Annotated in this window: 14 protein-coding genes; 5 read left to right on the top strand and 9 right to left on the bottom strand. The window is 69.2% G+C overall.

Annotated elements, in window-relative coordinates:
* Window positions 1-7: 7 nt before the first annotated feature.
* Window positions 8-997: a Bug family tripartite tricarboxylate transporter substrate binding protein gene (locus SFB74_RS22380; protein WP_432726481.1), complete on the top strand. Its 990-nt coding sequence runs from the start codon at window positions 8-10 to the stop codon at window positions 995-997.
* Window positions 998-1,001: 4 nt separating this feature from the next.
* Here the strand turns inward: SFB74_RS22380 and SFB74_RS22375 are convergent, their stop codons facing one another.
* A complete protein-coding gene (locus tag SFB74_RS22375) occupies window positions 1,002-1,811 on the bottom strand; it encodes an alpha/beta fold hydrolase (RefSeq protein ID WP_432726480.1) in 810 nt (269 codons plus the stop codon).
* Between the two features lies 1 nt (window position 1,812).
* Window positions 1,813-3,123, bottom strand: coding sequence for an O-acetylhomoserine aminocarboxypropyltransferase (locus tag SFB74_RS22370; RefSeq protein ID WP_432726478.1), 1,311 nt, complete (start codon window positions 3,121-3,123; stop codon window positions 1,813-1,815).
* A 164-nt stretch (window positions 3,124-3,287) separates the two neighbouring features.
* Between SFB74_RS22370 and SFB74_RS22365 the strand changes: the two genes are divergently transcribed.
* A complete protein-coding gene (locus tag SFB74_RS22365) occupies window positions 3,288-3,740 on the top strand; it encodes a CBS domain-containing protein (RefSeq protein WP_093209578.1) in 453 nt (150 codons plus the stop codon).
* A gap of 42 nt (window positions 3,741-3,782) precedes the next feature.
* Here the strand turns inward: SFB74_RS22365 and SFB74_RS22360 are convergent, their stop codons facing one another.
* From SFB74_RS22360 to add, 3 genes are read right to left on the bottom strand one after another with little or no spacing between them, the layout of a single operon-like run.
* Window positions 3,783-4,859 carry a nucleoside hydrolase gene (locus tag SFB74_RS22360; protein ID WP_432731979.1) on the bottom strand — a complete coding sequence of 359 codons (1,077 nt, stop codon included), beginning with the start codon at window positions 4,857-4,859 and terminating at the stop codon, window positions 3,783-3,785.
* 22 nt (window positions 4,860-4,881) lie between these two features.
* Window positions 4,882-5,859 (bottom strand): Bug family tripartite tricarboxylate transporter substrate binding protein, encoded by a 978-nt coding sequence (locus SFB74_RS22355; RefSeq protein ID WP_432726477.1) that lies wholly within the window; start codon window positions 5,857-5,859, stop codon window positions 4,882-4,884.
* An 8-nt stretch (window positions 5,860-5,867) separates the two neighbouring features.
* Window positions 5,868-6,959, bottom strand: coding sequence for an adenosine deaminase (gene add / locus SFB74_RS22350; RefSeq protein WP_432726476.1), 1,092 nt, complete (start codon window positions 6,957-6,959; stop codon window positions 5,868-5,870).
* An 87-nt stretch (window positions 6,960-7,046) separates the two neighbouring features.
* Here add and SFB74_RS22345 point away from each other — a divergent pair, with 87 nt between their 5' ends.
* Window positions 7,047-8,003: a LysR family transcriptional regulator gene (locus tag SFB74_RS22345; RefSeq protein ID WP_432726474.1), complete on the top strand. Its 957-nt coding sequence runs from the start codon at window positions 7,047-7,049 to the stop codon at window positions 8,001-8,003.
* A 4-nt stretch (window positions 8,004-8,007) separates the two neighbouring features.
* Here the strand turns inward: SFB74_RS22345 and SFB74_RS22340 are convergent, their stop codons facing one another.
* The 3 genes from SFB74_RS22340 to SFB74_RS22330 form a co-directional block, all read right to left on the bottom strand.
* The gene (locus SFB74_RS22340) at window positions 8,008-8,643 is read right to left on the bottom strand and encodes an N-acetyltransferase (protein WP_432726472.1); all 636 of its coding nucleotides are present in this window, start codon (window positions 8,641-8,643) and stop codon (window positions 8,008-8,010) included.
* Window positions 8,640-9,524, bottom strand: coding sequence for a universal stress protein (locus SFB74_RS22335; protein ID WP_432726471.1), 885 nt, complete (start codon window positions 9,522-9,524; stop codon window positions 8,640-8,642). Before SFB74_RS22335 ends, SFB74_RS22340 begins: the two co-directional genes overlap by 4 nt.
* A gap of 351 nt (window positions 9,525-9,875) precedes the next feature.
* On the bottom strand, window positions 9,876-11,096 hold the full coding sequence (locus SFB74_RS22330) for a polyhydroxyalkanoate depolymerase (RefSeq protein ID WP_432726470.1): 1,221 nt from the start codon (window positions 11,094-11,096) through the stop codon (window positions 9,876-9,878).
* Between the two features lie 92 nt (window positions 11,097-11,188).
* On the opposite strand from SFB74_RS22330, the gene SFB74_RS22325 reads away from it, so the two are divergent.
* Window positions 11,189-11,845: a glutathione S-transferase gene (locus tag SFB74_RS22325; protein ID WP_093209685.1), complete on the top strand. Its 657-nt coding sequence runs from the start codon at window positions 11,189-11,191 to the stop codon at window positions 11,843-11,845.
* 1 nt (window position 11,846) lies between these two features.
* Here the strand turns inward: SFB74_RS22325 and SFB74_RS22320 are convergent, their stop codons facing one another.
* Complete coding sequence (locus SFB74_RS22320; RefSeq protein WP_432726469.1) at window positions 11,847-12,674, bottom strand: helix-turn-helix domain-containing protein; 828 nt, start codon at window positions 12,672-12,674, stop codon at window positions 11,847-11,849.
* A gap of 110 nt (window positions 12,675-12,784) precedes the next feature.
* Between SFB74_RS22320 and SFB74_RS22315 the strand changes: the two genes are divergently transcribed.
* On the top strand, window positions 12,785-13,771 hold the full coding sequence (locus SFB74_RS22315; RefSeq protein ID WP_432726467.1) for a Bug family tripartite tricarboxylate transporter substrate binding protein: 987 nt from the start codon (window positions 12,785-12,787) through the stop codon (window positions 13,769-13,771).
* Window positions 13,772-13,790: the final 19 nt, after the last annotated feature.

Below are 13,790 nucleotides of genomic sequence, written 5' to 3'. Positions count from 1 at the left end.
ACGCACCATGAGCCTCGCCATTTCCCGCCGCCGATTCGGCTTGCTGCTTTCTGCCTCCGCCGTGCTGGGCGCCCATGCGCCCGCTTTCGCCCAGGGTGCCTGGCCCGACCGCCCGATCAGGCTGGTCGTGCCGTTCCCGCCGGGCGGCGGCACCGACCTCGTGGCGCGCGCGATGGGGCAGACGCTGTCGGAGCACCTGGGCCAGCCTATCGTGATCGACAACAAGCCCGGTGCCTCCACCATCATCGGCACCGACGCGGTCGCCAAGGCCGCCCCCGACGGCTACACGCTGCTGCTGTCGGGCTCCACCAGCTTCAGCGTGAACCCGGCCCTGCGCGCGAAGCTGCCCTACGACACGGTGCGCGACCTCGCGCCCATCGCCATCGTGGCGCGTACGCCGCTGGTGCTGGTGGTGGGCAAGGGCACGCCGTGGCAGTCGCTGCCCGAGCTCATCGCGGCGGCAAAGGCGAAGCCGAAGAGCATCCGCTACGCCACATTCGGCTCGGGTTCGGGGCCGCACCTGGCGGGCGAGCTGTTCGCGCTGGCCGCGAGCATCCAGCTGCAGGACATTCCGTACAAGGGCAGCAGCCAGGGGGCGATGGCGGTGATCGGCGGCGAGATCGAGGTCGGCATCGACACCGTGGCTTCCGTGGCGCCGCACGTGCGCGCGGGCAAGCTGCGCGCGCTCGGCATCGTGGGCGCGACGCGTTCCAGCATGCTGCCCGAGGTGCGCACGCTGGCCGAGCAGGGCCTGCCCGACGCCACCTTCGATGCCTGGTACGGCTTCGCCGCGCCGGCACGCACGCCGGCTCCGGTGATCGACAAGCTCGCCCGCGCGGTGGTGGCGACCATGGGCAACCCGGCGCTGCAGGCGCAGCTGCGCACGCAGGGCATGGAGCCGGTGGCCATCGGCGCGGCGGCGTTCCGCGCGCAGATGGAAGGCGAGATCTCGCGCTACCGCGCGCTCGCCCACCGGGCGGGCATCGCGGCGGAGTAGGCGCTCAGGCGGCCGTCACGAAGTCGCGCAGCGCGAACAGCACCGCGTCGGGCGCCTCGCTCATCAGCGCGTGGCCGGCGTGCACCGTCACCACCTTGGCGTTGCGCGCCTTGCCGACGAGCGCCTTGGTGGCGCGCGGTGGCGTCATCTGGTCGGCGTCGCCCAGCAGGAAGAGCACCGGGCACTGCACCTTCTCCATGGCGGCTTCGCCGTTGGCGTAGTCGTTGCAGGCCTTGAAGCCGATGTGGAACACGTTCGCCTCGCGGTTGCTCGCGAGCACGCGGCGCATCAGCGCGCGCGAGCTGCCGTAGAGCCAGGTGCCCGGGCCGAGCGAGGAGGGCGGCGGCGCCAGCAGCGAGTGCGAGAAGGTGTTGACCATCGCGATGGCGCGCTGCGGGTCGCTCACCGAGCTTTCGAGCAGCGCGGGCGACACGACCATCGGGTAGGCCGTGCCGACCATCGCGAGGTGCGTGATGCGGTCGGGGGCGCGCGAAGCCGTTTCGAGCGCGATCAGCGAGCCGAAGCTGTGGCCGACCAGCGCGGCCTTGCGCACGCCGGCCGCGTCGAGCAGCGCGATGACGAATTGCGCCGCGTCTTCCACGCTGGCCGGCGGCGGGCCCTCGCTCTTGCAGTGGCCGGGCAGGTCGACCGCGAGCACGTTCCAGCCGTGGTTGGCGAACCAGCGGCTCTGCAGGATCCACACGCTGTGGTCGTTGAGCACGCCGTGGACGAAGACGACCGTGGGCTTGGCCGCGTCGAAGGGCTTGCCGCCGGTGTAGCAGTAGGTGGTGTGGCCGTTGACTGTGTAGTTCATGTCAGGCACCCGCCTTTTCCGCGGCCTTCAGGGCGCGCTTGAGGTCGTCGATCAGGTCGGCCGGGTCTTCGAGGCCGATGGACAGGCGGATCGTGCCCTGCGAGATGCCCGCGCCCGCCAGCGCCTCGTCGGTCATGCGGAAGTGCGTGGTGCTCGCGGGGTGGATCACCAGGCTGCGGCAGTCGCCCACGTTGGCCAGGTGGCTGAAGATCTTCAGTGTCTCGATGAAGGCCTTGCCCTGTGAGCGGCTGCCCTTGATGTCGAAGCTGAACACTGCGCCGGCGCCGCGCGCGCCGTGGCGCAGCAGCTTCTGCGCGAGCGCATGGCTCGGGTGCGATTCGATCAGCGGGTGTCCCACGCGAGACACGAAGGGGTGGCTCGCGAGGAACTCGACCACCTTCTGCGTGCTGTCGATGTGGCGCTCCATGCGCAGCGGCAGCGTCTCGATGCCCTGCAATATGAGCCATGCCGTGTGCGGGCTCATGGAGGCGCCGAAGTCGCGCAGGCCCTCGCGGCGGGCGCGCAGCAGGAAGGCGCCCACCGTGCTTTCCTCGCTGAAGACCATGTTGTGGAAGCCGTCGTAGGCCTGGGTCAGCTCGGCGAACTTGCCGGATTTCTCCCAGTCGAAGCTGCCGCCGTCGACCACCACGCCGCCGATGACGGTGCCGTGGCCCGACAGGAACTTGGTGGCCGAGTGGTAGACCAGGTCGGCGCCCCAGTCGAAGGGCTTGATCAGGTAGGGCGAGGTGAGCGTGGAGTCGACCAGCAGCGGCACGCCGGCCTCGTGCGCGATGTCGGCCACGGCCGGGATGTCGAGCACGTCGAGCCCGGGGTTGCCCACGGTCTCGCCGAAGAAGAGCTTGGTCTCGGGGCGTACCGCGGCGCGCCAGCCGTCGAGGTCGCCGGGCTTCACGAAGGTGGTCTCGATGCCGAAGCGGCGCATCGTGTAGTGCAGCAGGTTCTGCGAGCCGCCGTACAGGGCCGTGCTGGCCACGATGTGCGAGCCCGCGCCCATCAGCGTGGCCACCGACAGGTGCAGCGCCGCCTGTCCGCTGGCGGTGGCGATGGCGCCGATGCCGCCTTCGAGCGCCGACACGCGCTGCTCCAGCACCGCGTTGGTCGGGTTGCTGATGCGCGAGTACACGTGGCCGGCGCGCTCGAGGTTGAAGAGGGCGGCGGCGTGGTCGCTCGACTCGAAGACGAAGGAGGTGGTCAGGTGGATCGGCACCGCCCGCGCGCCGGTGGCGGGGTCGGGCGCGGCGCCTGCGTGCAGCGCGAGGGTGTCGAAACCGGGGTCGGAATATCCGGGCATGAGGGCCTTTCTGGGTCTGAGCTGTTGTCTCCTGGCAAAGCCCCGTTACGTCTGCAATTCATGCGTGCGCGACAGGGGCGCTCAGGTCGGCGTCGATTGTGGGCTATATTCAAAAACGTAACCCCCGCCCAGATAGCCGGGATCGAGTTCGAGAGGAGCACACGATGAAAGTCAGCGACATCCTTCGCGTCAAGGGCAATACGCTCTTCACCATCACGCCAGACGACCTGCTGGCAGAAGCCGCCAAGACGATGGCGGAAAAGGACATCGGTTCGCTGGTGGTCATGGAACACGGCGACCTGGTCGGCATGCTCACCTTCCGCGAGGTGATCGTCACCATCGTCGCCAACGGCGGCCAGGTCGGCACCACGCAGGTCCGCAAGGCCATGGACGACGCCCCCGTCACCTGCACGCTGGAAACCGACCTCGACGAGATCCGCCGCATCATGCTGGAGCGCCACGCGCGCTACATGCCCGTGATGGACAAGCGCATGCTGATGGGCGTGATCAGCTTCTACGACGTGGCCAAGGCCGTGGTGGACAGCCAGAACTTCGAGAACAAGATGCTCAAGGCCTACATCCGCGACTGGCCGGAAGAAGACGAAAAGGCCGGCTGACCCGCCGGCCTCCCTTGCCTCCCTTTGCGCGGGGGGCCCTGTTCAGGGCAGCCGCGCGATCTGCGCCTGCAGCAGGGCGTAGAAGCCCTCGGTATCGGCCTCGCTGATCCACAGCGTATTGGGCGTGCGGCGGTTGTAGCCGCGAAAGTCGACCACCGTCGCGCCGGTCGTGAACTCGCCCCTCGTCTCCACATCCACGCTCACCTTCGCGCCCTTGAAGAGCTCGGGCTTCAGCAGGTACGCAATCACGCACGGGTCGTAGATCGGCCCGACCGCCACGCCCCGGCGGCGCAGGCCGTAGGCCATCATCGAGTCGAAGATCTCCGCCACCACCTTGCCGGCGTTGTTGCGCATGGCGCGGAAGGGCGCGATGCGATCGGGCGTCAGCAGCACGCGGCGCGCGGCGTCGTGCGACATGGCCGTGACCGGCACGCCGCTGCGGAACACGATCGAGGCGGCCTCGGGGTCCGCATACACGTTGAAGGTGGCGGCCGGCGTGATGTTGCCGCCCACGCCCCAGGAGCCGTCCATCACCACGATCTCGGCAATGGCCGCCTTGATGTCGGGCGCCGAGTTGAGCGCGGCCGCGAAGTTGGTGAGCGGCCCCAGGCCCACGAGCGTGATGCTCTTCGGCTGGGCGGCGCGCAGCGTCTCGATGATGTACTGCACCGCGTGCTTGGGCTCCAGCGGGCCGCGCGGCTCGTGCAGCGTCGGGCCTTCCATGCCGGTCTTGCCGTGCACGTCGTCGGCGAAGATGGGTTCGCGCACCAGCGGGCGCGGATAGCCGGCGTAGACCGAAACCTCGGGCCGGTTGGCCCAGTCGCGCACGATGCGCGCGTTCTTCTCGGTCACCGTGAGCGGCAGGTTGCCCACGCTCACGGTCAGCGCCTTGATGTCGAGCCGGTCGGTGGCGGCCATGGCCATCAGCAGGGCGATGGCGTCGTCCTGGCCAGGGTCGGTGTCGATGATGACCTGGCGCTTGCCCGTCACAGGCGGGAGCCGGGTGGCGGGCGTGCCGGCGAGCGCCTGTGCCAGTTCGGCCGGGCTCGGGCTCTGTGCGAAGGCCATGCCCGCGAGGCCGGCGGCGGATGCGCCCAGCAGGGCGCGGCGGGACAGCATGGGCAGGGTCTTCTTCACAGGCTCACTCCTTGATGTTGGCGGTCTGCACGATCTTCTGGTTGCGCGCGTACTCGGCCTGCACGAACTTCGCGAAGGACTCGGGCGTGCCGCTGCCCGGCAGCGCACCTTGCTCCACGAGCTTGCTGCGCACGCCTTCTTCCTGCAGCACGGCATTGAGCTCCTGGTTGATCTGCGCGACCACGGCAGGCGGCGTCTTCGCGGGCGCGAAGATGCCGGTCCAGCTCACCATGTCGAAGCCCTTGAGGCCGGGCATCTCGTCGAAGGTGGGCACATTGGGCAGCGCGGCCAGCCGCTTGGTGCCGGTGATGCCCAGCGCCTTGAGCCGCTTGCCGTTCACGTGCGGGATGGCGCTGGTGCTCACCAGCATCGCCAGGTCGACCTGCTCGCCGATCACGTCGGTGGCGATCTGCGCGCCGCCGCGGTAGGGCACGTGCGTGACGAAGATGCCGCTGCGTTCCTTCAGCAGCTCCATCGCCAGTTGCAGCACGGTGCCCACGCCCGAGGTCGCGTAGTTGTATTTGCCGGGCTTGGCCTTGGCCAGCTTCACGAAGTCGGAGAAGGTCTGTGCCTCGAGGCCGGGCCGTGCCACCAGCACCATCGGCGCGGTGTTGAGCATGCCCACCGGCGCCAGGTCCTTGAGCGGATCGAAGCGGAAGGCCGAGGGGTTCACCAGCTTGCCGATGGCGATGGCGCTGTCGGGGCCGGCCACCAGCGTGTAGCCGTCGGGTGCCGCGTTCACGGCCTTGGCCACGCCGATGGCGCCGCCCGCGCCCGCCACGTTCTCCACCACCACCGACTGCTTGAGCCGCTCGCCGAGGCGCTGGGCCACGAGGCGCGCGTTCACGTCCACGCTGCCCCCGGCTGTGAAGGGAACGATCAGCGTGATGGGCTTGGCCGAGGGCCAGGCCTGCGCGAGGGCGGCGGTGGGCAGGGCCGCACAGAGGGCGGCGGCGAGAAGCAGGCGGCGGTGCGTGTTCATGGCGTGGGTCATTCGTGGTTGGTGGGGGCGGGTTCGGTGTCGAGCCGCGCGCGCAGCGCGTCGAACTCGGCGCTCCACTGCGTGCGCCATTCGCGGCGTTGGGCGTCGTCGATCCAGGCGCCGTCGAGGCCGTTGAGCATGAAGCCGCGCAGGTCGTCCAGGCCGAAGCCGAAGTCGCGCACCATCATCAGCCAAGCCTGCGTGGGCGTGACCTTGTGCAGCGTCGGGTCGTCGGTGTTGGGGTGGATGCGCAGGCCCAGGCCGGGCATGCGGCGGATGGGGTGGTCCAGGGCCCAGCGCTCCGGAGGCAAGGTACGCAGGTAGTAGGAGTTGGTGGGCACCACGGTGAAGATCACGCCGCGCTCGGCGCACTTGTGCGCGTAGTCGGGCTGGTCGACCACCGTGTAGCCGTGATCGATGCGATCGACCTGCAATTCGTCGAGTGCGGTACGCACATTGGTCCAGGGCATGCCGAACTCGCCGGCGTGCGCGGTGGTCTTCAGGCCGGCCTTTTTCGCCTCGGCATAGGCCCGGGCAAACATCTCCGGCGGACGGTCGACCTCGCGGTAGTCGATGCCGATGCCGATCACCTCGTCGCAACGGTGGGCCTTGACCCATTCGACCATCTCCACGGCCGCCTCGGGGCTGGCCTCGCGGTCGATGGCGGCGATGAGGCGGCCGTCGATGCCGAACTCCTGCTTCGCGTCGTGTATGGCGCGCACGATGGCACCCTGCGCTAGCGGATACGCAATGCCCGACTCGTGCACTGTGCCGGTGGGATTCCAGAAGAACTCGGCATGGCGCACGTTGTGCGAAGCCGCGTCCTGCAGGTATTCGAGCGTGAGCTGGTAGATGTCGCCGGCGCTGCGCACCAGCTGGGCGTCGAGCGCGCGCAGCACCCGCAGCACGCCGACCGGTTTTTCGCCGCGCGTGTAGAAGCCCTCGATTTCGTCGCTTGCCAGCGGCGAACCGGCGCGCTGATTGAGCTGCTTGAAGGTCTCGTGGCGCACCGTGCCGAACAGGTGGCAGTGCAGCTCGGCCTTGGGCATCGCGTGCAGCATCGCCTCCAGCGTGAGGGGCGCGTGGGTGGGGCTGATCATGGCGGGCAGTCTAGTAACGCAGTGCCCATAAGGAAAATTTTGAATTTCTATAATTTGATTCACTGAATCAATAACCGGGGATTCGCCATGGCCGCCTTGCCCCTGCGCGCGCTCACGCTGCGACAGCTGCAGTTCTTCTCGGTGCTGGTGGAAGAAGGCCAGTTCGGCAGGGCCGCGCGGCGGCTGGCCATCACGCAGCCGGCCCTGAGCAACGCCATCAAGCAGATGGAGAAGCTGCTCGGCGCCGAGCTGCTCACCCGCTCCACCCACCGGCTCGAGCTCACGCCCGTCGGCGCCGAGGTGCTCGCGCGCACCGACTTCCTGGTCAACACCTTCGAGGTGGCGCTGCGCGACATCGAGAGCACCGTGCAGCGCGGCCGGGCCTACGTGCGCATCGGCGTGATCCCCTCGGCCAGCGCGCGGGTGGCGGCCGCCGCCAGCGAATTCCTGCAAGGCGGCCATCGCGAGGTGGAGCTGTCCTGGCGCGATGCCCCGTCGAACGCCCTGCTGGCCGAACTGCGCAGTGGCCAGATCGACATGGCGGTGGCCGCCATCACCGAGCCGCCGGGCGGGCTGACCTGCATCGACCTGTTTCGCGACCCGCTGGTGCTGGTGGTGCGGCGCGACCACCCGCTGGCGGCGGCCGGCGATGCCACCTGGGAGGCCATCGGCAAGGAGCGGCTGGTGCTCTTCGAAAGCGGCAGCATGCCGGCGCTGGGCAACCCGGCGCGCGCGCAGTTCGCGCAAGGGCCGCAGCCGTATCGCGTGAGCTACTCCGAGACGCTCTATGCGCTGGTGCGCGGCGGGCAGGCTCTGGGACTGATGCCGCGCCTGTACACATCGTCGCTGCGCGATCCCGAACTGGCCGTCGTGTCGCTGCTGAAGCCGCGCGTCGAGCGCCGCGTGGTGCTGGCCTACCTGCCGGGGCCGATGCGCAACGTGGTGGCTCAGGAGCTCATCGCCTTCCTGCGCGATCGGCTGCCGCAGGCCGGCGAGGCGACGGTGCGGCGCGTGAGCGGCAAGGGCATGCGGACGCGGCGCTGAGGCGTTAGTCCATCTGCGTCTCGCAGCGGAAGCGCTCCAGCGTCCAGCCTTCGCCGAGCAGGAACATGCGCGTGTGCAGCGAGTCGAGCGTGGCGCCACCGATCTCGCGGCCCAGATAGTTCAGCTGCTTGCATCGCAGGTCGGCGAAGCCGGCCTCGTAGCGGAGTGACAGGCGCTGCCAGAGCGCATGCGCGCCCGGCGACTGCCGCGCGCCGCTCATGAGGCAGATGCCTCGGCCCAGCGCCCAGCGATAGACGGCGGAGGCCAGCCCGCGCCGCTGCCAGGCCGGGTGGTACTGCGAATGCGGCGCGCGGATGTGGCGGTCGGCCCTGCGGCTCAGCTCGATCAGCCGGTTGAACACGGTGTAGCCGACGAGCATGTCGCGGCGCAGATCCTCGATGTAGACGTAGAACTCGCCGTCGGCCTCGCGAAAGCGTGCGCGCAGGCCGGGGTCGTCGAGCGCGAGGCCAGGCATCTCCTGCAGGCGGTCGTGCATGGCGCGCATGCGTTCGTGCACGGGCGCGAGCGTGTCTACGGGGCTGGCCCTGCCCGGATCGACGTCGATGCGCAGTTCGGCCGGCCTGAAGCGCCAGCACGGCAGCAGGGGAAGAAACGGAAATGGCAGCGCCAGCGACGTCATGCCGCGCCCCTTTGCGCCAATGCCGCGGAATGCCGCGCCTGCACGCCATGCGGCACCACGAGCACGTCGCCCGTGGACCATCGCAGCACGCGCAGCGCCACGCTGCCGAGCAGGAAGTCCGTCAACGCCGAGCGCCTGCGCTTGCCGACCACCAGCAGGTCGGCCCCGGTGTACTGCTGCTGGACGGCTGCCTGCCGCGCCGGGTCGCCGCGACCGATCGACGACACCACGCGGTTGCGGCGCGCGCTCGATGCGTCCGAGAGCCACAGCATGCGCTCGCGCGCCTGGCGGGCGCAGGCGTGGCGGTAGGCGTCTATCACGTGCGCCGACACGTCCGCGTAGCGCAGCTTGCCTTCGTGCATGGGCGTGAAGGCATGGAACAGCTCGATGTCGGCCTGGCCGTCGAAGTCGCAGGCCAGATCGACCAGGGCACGCGATTCCTCGACGAGGTCGATGGCGACGAGGATGCGCGCGTAGCCGGCGGCCTGTGCGTGCAGCCGCGTCACCAGCACGGGCCGTTGCGCCGCCCGCAGCAGCCGTTCGGCTGGCTGGCCCCGGAAGAAGGCGGCGAGCGAACGGTCGGGTTCGTCGCCGATCACCACGAGGTCGCACCAGCGTGCCTCGCGGGCGGCATCGTCGAGCCGCCCGTGCGTGTCGTCGATCTTCTTGACGAGGATGCCGAAGCGCTCGGCCACCTCGAGGCACACGGCGCCAAGGCCGCGTGCCGCATCGGCATCGGCAGTGCCCGCGAAAGCCGCGGGCGCGTACATGATCTTCAGCAGCGCGCCGTGCGCCGCCGCAATGGAGGCCGCGCGCACCACAGTGCGCAGGCCGTGCGCCGACAGGTCCGTCACCGCCAGGATCGATTGGATGTTGTTCATCGTCAGTGCTCTTTCCGCATGGCAAAGCCGGCCGCCGGCCACGGCGAAGCGGCTGGCGGCGGGCAAGGGATTCAGCTGGGGAGAGCGCGGCGCGCCCGTGCGGGCGCGCTACCGCGCGGGGCTTGGGCCCGGCGGTCGATGAATGGTGCTGAAGAAGGGGGAAGGAGGCTGACCGCCGGGCTCAGAGATCTGCGAGGGTCTGGTGCGACCCTGCGGCCGTCCGCGCAGTGAAGACTGCGCGCGGCGTGCTGCGGATGACGGGCTGGCGTTGCATGGCGGCCGAGTGTAGGAAGCCCCGCGCCCAAGGGCAAACAATGGCCTCACGGCCTTTGCCAGATTGGAAGGGGTCTCTCAGCCGTTCAGCTCGGCTGCGGCATGGATGGTTTCGCGCACGCGCGGATAGATCTGCGCGTTCCACTTGCTGCCGCTGAACACGCCGTAGTGCCCCACGCCGGCCTGCAGGTGGTGCGCCTTCATGTAGGGCCGGATGCCAGTGCAGAGGTCCTGCGCCGCGACCGTCTGGCCCACGGAGCAGATGTCGTCGCGCTCGCCTTCCACCGTGAGCAGCGCGGTGCGGCGGATGGCGGCGGGGTTCACGGTGCGCTCGCCCACGGTGAGCCTGCCCAGCGGAAGGTCGTAGGTCTGGAACACGCGCTCCACCGTCTCCAGGTAGAACTCGGCCGGCAGGTCGTTCACGGCCAGGTACTCGTCGTAGAAGGTGCCGATGGTGCGGGCCTTCTCGATGTCGCCCTCGACCAGATGGCTGTACATGTCCTCGAACTGCTTCTTGTGCCGCTCGGGGTTCATGCTCATGAAGGCAGAGAGCTGCAGGAAGCCGGGGTACACGCGCCGCATCATGCCGGCGTGAGGCCACGGCACATGACTGATCAGGTTGCGCCGGAACCAGTCGATGGGCCGGTCGGTCGCGAGCTTGTTCACGGCGGTCGGGTTGATGCGGCAGTCGACCGGGCCCGCCATCAGCGTCAGGCTGCGCGGCGTGGCGGGGTTGTCGTCCTCGGCCATCAGCGCGGTGGCGGCCAGCGCGGCCACGCAGGGCTGGCACACCGCCACCATGTGCACGCCCGGGCCCACGGCTTCCAGGAAGCGGACGAGCTGCAGGGTGTAGTCGTCGAGGCCGAAGCCGCCATGCCACAGGGGCACGTCGCGCGCGTTGTGCCAGTCGGTCAGGTACACGTCGTGGTCGCGCAGCAGGGTGCGCACCGTTTCGCGCAGCAATGTGGAGAAATGGCCCGACAACGGTGCGGCCAGCAGCACGGGCGGATGCACCGCATCGGTGTCCTTGCGGAAATGCAGCAGGGTGCCGAAGGGCGAGACGAGAGTCTTCTCCTCGTGAACGGCCACCTCCGAGCCGTCGGACACCACGCTGTGGATGCCGTAGTCGGGCCGGGTGTGGGTCAGCCGCATGCGCGAGAACACCTCGAACTGGGCCGCCATGCGCCGCAGGATGGTGCGCTCGGTGCCTTCCTGCCACAGGGCCTTGGCCAGGTATTGCGCCGCGAGCCGTGCCGGGGAGAGCAGGTCGGCTTGGTTCTGGTAGGCCCGGTACAGCATGAGCCCCGTGCAGGCAAGTTGCGGGCCAGCTGCATGGCATGGGGCTTGCACGCGGCAAGGGCAAAGGCGCAACGCCCAAGGAGAGCTCCGAGATGGCCAAACCCGTTCTCACCATCAGCAGCAAGAACTACGGTGCGTGGGCGCTGCGCGGCTGGCTGATGTGCAGGCTGGCCGGGCTGGACTTCAGCGAGAAGGTGATTCCGCCCGACGATCCGGCCATGAAGGCCGAGATGCTGCTGCTGTCCTCGTCGATGCTCGTGCCCTCCCTGCAGCACGGCAGCGTGAAGGTGTGGGACACCCTGGCCATCGGCGAGTACCTCAACGAGATCAAGCCCAAGGCAGGCCTGCTGCCCGACGACATCGCCGCCCGGGCCCATTGCCGCGCCATCTGCGGCGAGATGCACTCGGGCTTTGCCTCGATGCGCGGCGCGTTGCCGATGAACATCAAGGCCCATTTCAAGAACTTCAAGGTGTGGTCGCGCGCGCAGGCGGACATCGACCGCATCGTCGCCATCTGGCGCGAATGCCTGAAGGCCTATGGCGGCCCCTTCCTTTTCGGCAAGCAGCCAGGCATGGCCGACGCGATGTATGCGCCGGTGGTCACGCGCTTCCTGAGCTACGACGTGGCGCTCGATGCCGTGTGCGCCGCCTACTGCAAGCGCGTGATGGAGCTGCCGGCCATGAAGGAATGGGTGGCGGCCGCCAAGCAGGAGCCCGACGAGATCGACGAGCTCGACGCGGAGTTCTGAGTCAGGCAGATGCAGGCGGCAATTCGAAGCCGGTCTGCGCCAGCTTGCGCTCGATGTTCTGCGCCGCCTGCTGCAGGTCGCCCAGGTGGGCCAACACGATCTCGCGTTCGTTCTTCACCGCCGGCAGCCAGGCGCAGCTGAGGCAGCCCACCACCCGCTCGCCCTGGCGCAGCGGCACCGAGATCGCGCCGAAGCGGTCGGGCGAATCCATGCTGGTCGAGGTCGGGTCGCGCGTCACGTAGCCGAGATCGCGCGCATGCGCCACCATGCGGCGGATGTTCTCGGGGCGCCGCGCGCTGCGGTCGAAATCGGTCGGCGAACGCGCCAGCGCGGCGAGGATCTCGCGGCGCTCGTCTTCCGGGCAGAACGAGAGATAGCAGCGCCCCAGCGAGGACAGCAGCATCGGCGGACGAAAGCCCAGCGCGCGGTAGTTGACGGCCAGTCCGTTGCGCGGCCTGTCGGTGTCGAGGATGAGCATGGCCGTGCCGTCGCGCACGCCCAGGTCGATGGGCCATGGCACCACGCGCTGCAGCGTGGCGCGCGCGGGCGCAGCAAGTGCCGACAGTCGCGTGCGCCATGCCGCCGCCGGCCCCGACTGCCCTGTGGCCGAGGTGGGTACGTAGCGCCGGTCGTGCTCGCTGCGCTCTGCCCAGCCGGCCTGCTGCAGCGTCTTGAGGATGCGCAGCAGCGTCGCCTTCGACAGGCCTGTCTGCCGGTGCAGCTCCTGCAGCGTGACGGCCGAGGAGCGCTGGATGGCCAGCATCACGTCGAGCCCGCGGCGCAATGCGTCGATGGATTTCACGCTCTGCGCGCCCGTGGTGTCCGACATGCCGGTCTCCGGAAAAAGGTTCGCTGCGTGAAACTATATCTTCTGGCTTCGCAGCCCCGTTCCTACAGTGCGGACGACACCAACGTCGTCCCACCGAGAAGGAAAAGAGCATGTTGTTTCACCCGCGAAACGCGGCCCGTGCCGCTGCAGCAGCCGTTCTTTCGCTATGTGCCGTCACCGCGGCCATGGCGCAGGCCTGGCCATCGAAGCCGATCACCATCGTCGTGGCCTACCCGGCCGGCGGCGACACCGACGCCATCGCGCGCACCTACGCCGAGAAGCTGTCGCAGCGCACTGGCCAGCCGGTGCTGATCGACAACCGGCCCGGCGCGAGCGGGATGATCGGCAACGTCTGGGTCGCGAAGGCGCCGGCCGACGGCTACACGCTGCTGTTCACGCCCAGCACCTTTCCCATCGCGCAGCACGTGCTGAAGGCCGGCCCCGGCGTTGCGCACGACGTGGTGAAGGACTTCACCCCCATCGTCAAGACCGGCAACATCCCGCTGCTGCTGGTGACCGCGCCGGTGACGGGCATTCGCAGCGTCGCGCAGCTCGTGGCCGGAGCCAAGGCCGGCAAAGCCGTCAGCTACGGCACGCCGGGCGCGGGCTCGCCGATGCACATCGCGGGCGAGCTCTTCAACAAGGACGCGGGCATCGCGGCCACGCACGCGCCGTACCGCGGCGTGGCGCCGGTGGTCAACGACGTGCTGGGCGGCCATGTCGGCGTGGGCTGGATCACGCCGGGCGCGGTGGCGAGCCACATCGCCGCGGGCAAGCTGGTGCCGCTCGGCGTCGCGGAGCGCCAGCGCACGAAGCTGATGCCCGAAGTGCCCACCTTCATCGAGCTGGGCTTCAAGGACGTGGACGTGAGCGCATGGATGGGCCTGCTCGGCCCGAAGGCGATGCCGCCCGATGTGGTGCAGGCGCTCAACAGGCATTTCAACGAGATCCTGAAGATGCCCGACGTGCAGGCAAAGATGGCCGCGCTCGGCATCGAACCCGTGGGCGGCGCGCCCTCGGTACTGGCGCAGCAGATCGCGGACGACGACCAGCGCTTCGGCAGGCTGGTGCGCGAGTTCGGCATCCGCGCCGATTGAAGAACACAAGCGACAAGGA

The sequence above is a fragment of the Variovorax xiamenensis genome (assembly GCF_050916385.1).
In the GTDB taxonomy this organism is placed as follows: Bacteria; Pseudomonadota; Gammaproteobacteria; order Burkholderiales; family Burkholderiaceae_C; genus Variovorax.
The sequence above is the reverse complement of the archived record's forward strand: the minus strand, read 5'-3'. Positions and strand labels throughout refer to the sequence as shown.

Excerpts from the sequence above, each read along its gene's own strand:
- SFB74_RS22375 (WP_432726480.1), bottom strand. The coding sequence starts at position 1,811 with ATGAACTACACAGTCAACGGCCACACCACCTACTGCTACACCGGCGGC.
- SFB74_RS22320 (WP_432726469.1), bottom strand. The coding sequence starts at position 12,674 with ATGTCGGACACCACGGGCGCGCAGAGCGTGAAATCCATCGACGCATTG.
- SFB74_RS22370 (WP_432726478.1), bottom strand. The coding sequence starts at position 3,123 with ATGCCCGGATATTCCGACCCCGGTTTCGACACCCTCGCGCTGCACGCA.
- SFB74_RS22360 (WP_432731979.1), bottom strand. The coding sequence starts at position 4,859 with ATGCTGTCCCGCCGCGCCCTGCTGGGCGCATCCGCCGCCGGCCTCGCG.
- SFB74_RS22380 (WP_432726481.1), top strand. The coding sequence starts at position 8 with ATGAGCCTCGCCATTTCCCGCCGCCGATTCGGCTTGCTGCTTTCTGCC.
- SFB74_RS22355 (WP_432726477.1), bottom strand. The coding sequence starts at position 5,859 with ATGAACACGCACCGCCGCCTGCTTCTCGCCGCCGCCCTCTGTGCGGCC.
- SFB74_RS22330 (WP_432726470.1), bottom strand. The coding sequence starts at position 11,096 with ATGCTGTACCGGGCCTACCAGAACCAAGCCGACCTGCTCTCCCCGGCA.
- SFB74_RS22345 (WP_432726474.1), top strand. The coding sequence starts at position 7,047 with ATGGCCGCCTTGCCCCTGCGCGCGCTCACGCTGCGACAGCTGCAGTTC.
- add (WP_432726476.1), bottom strand. The coding sequence starts at position 6,959 with ATGATCAGCCCCACCCACGCGCCCCTCACGCTGGAGGCGATGCTGCAC.
- SFB74_RS22325 (WP_093209685.1), top strand. The coding sequence starts at position 11,189 with ATGGCCAAACCCGTTCTCACCATCAGCAGCAAGAACTACGGTGCGTGG.
- SFB74_RS22365 (WP_093209578.1), top strand. The coding sequence starts at position 3,288 with ATGAAAGTCAGCGACATCCTTCGCGTCAAGGGCAATACGCTCTTCACC.
- SFB74_RS22340 (WP_432726472.1), bottom strand. The coding sequence starts at position 8,643 with ATGACGTCGCTGGCGCTGCCATTTCCGTTTCTTCCCCTGCTGCCGTGC.
- SFB74_RS22315 (WP_432726467.1), top strand. The coding sequence starts at position 12,785 with ATGTTGTTTCACCCGCGAAACGCGGCCCGTGCCGCTGCAGCAGCCGTT.
- SFB74_RS22335 (WP_432726471.1), bottom strand. The coding sequence starts at position 9,524 with ATGAACAACATCCAATCGATCCTGGCGGTGACGGACCTGTCGGCGCAC.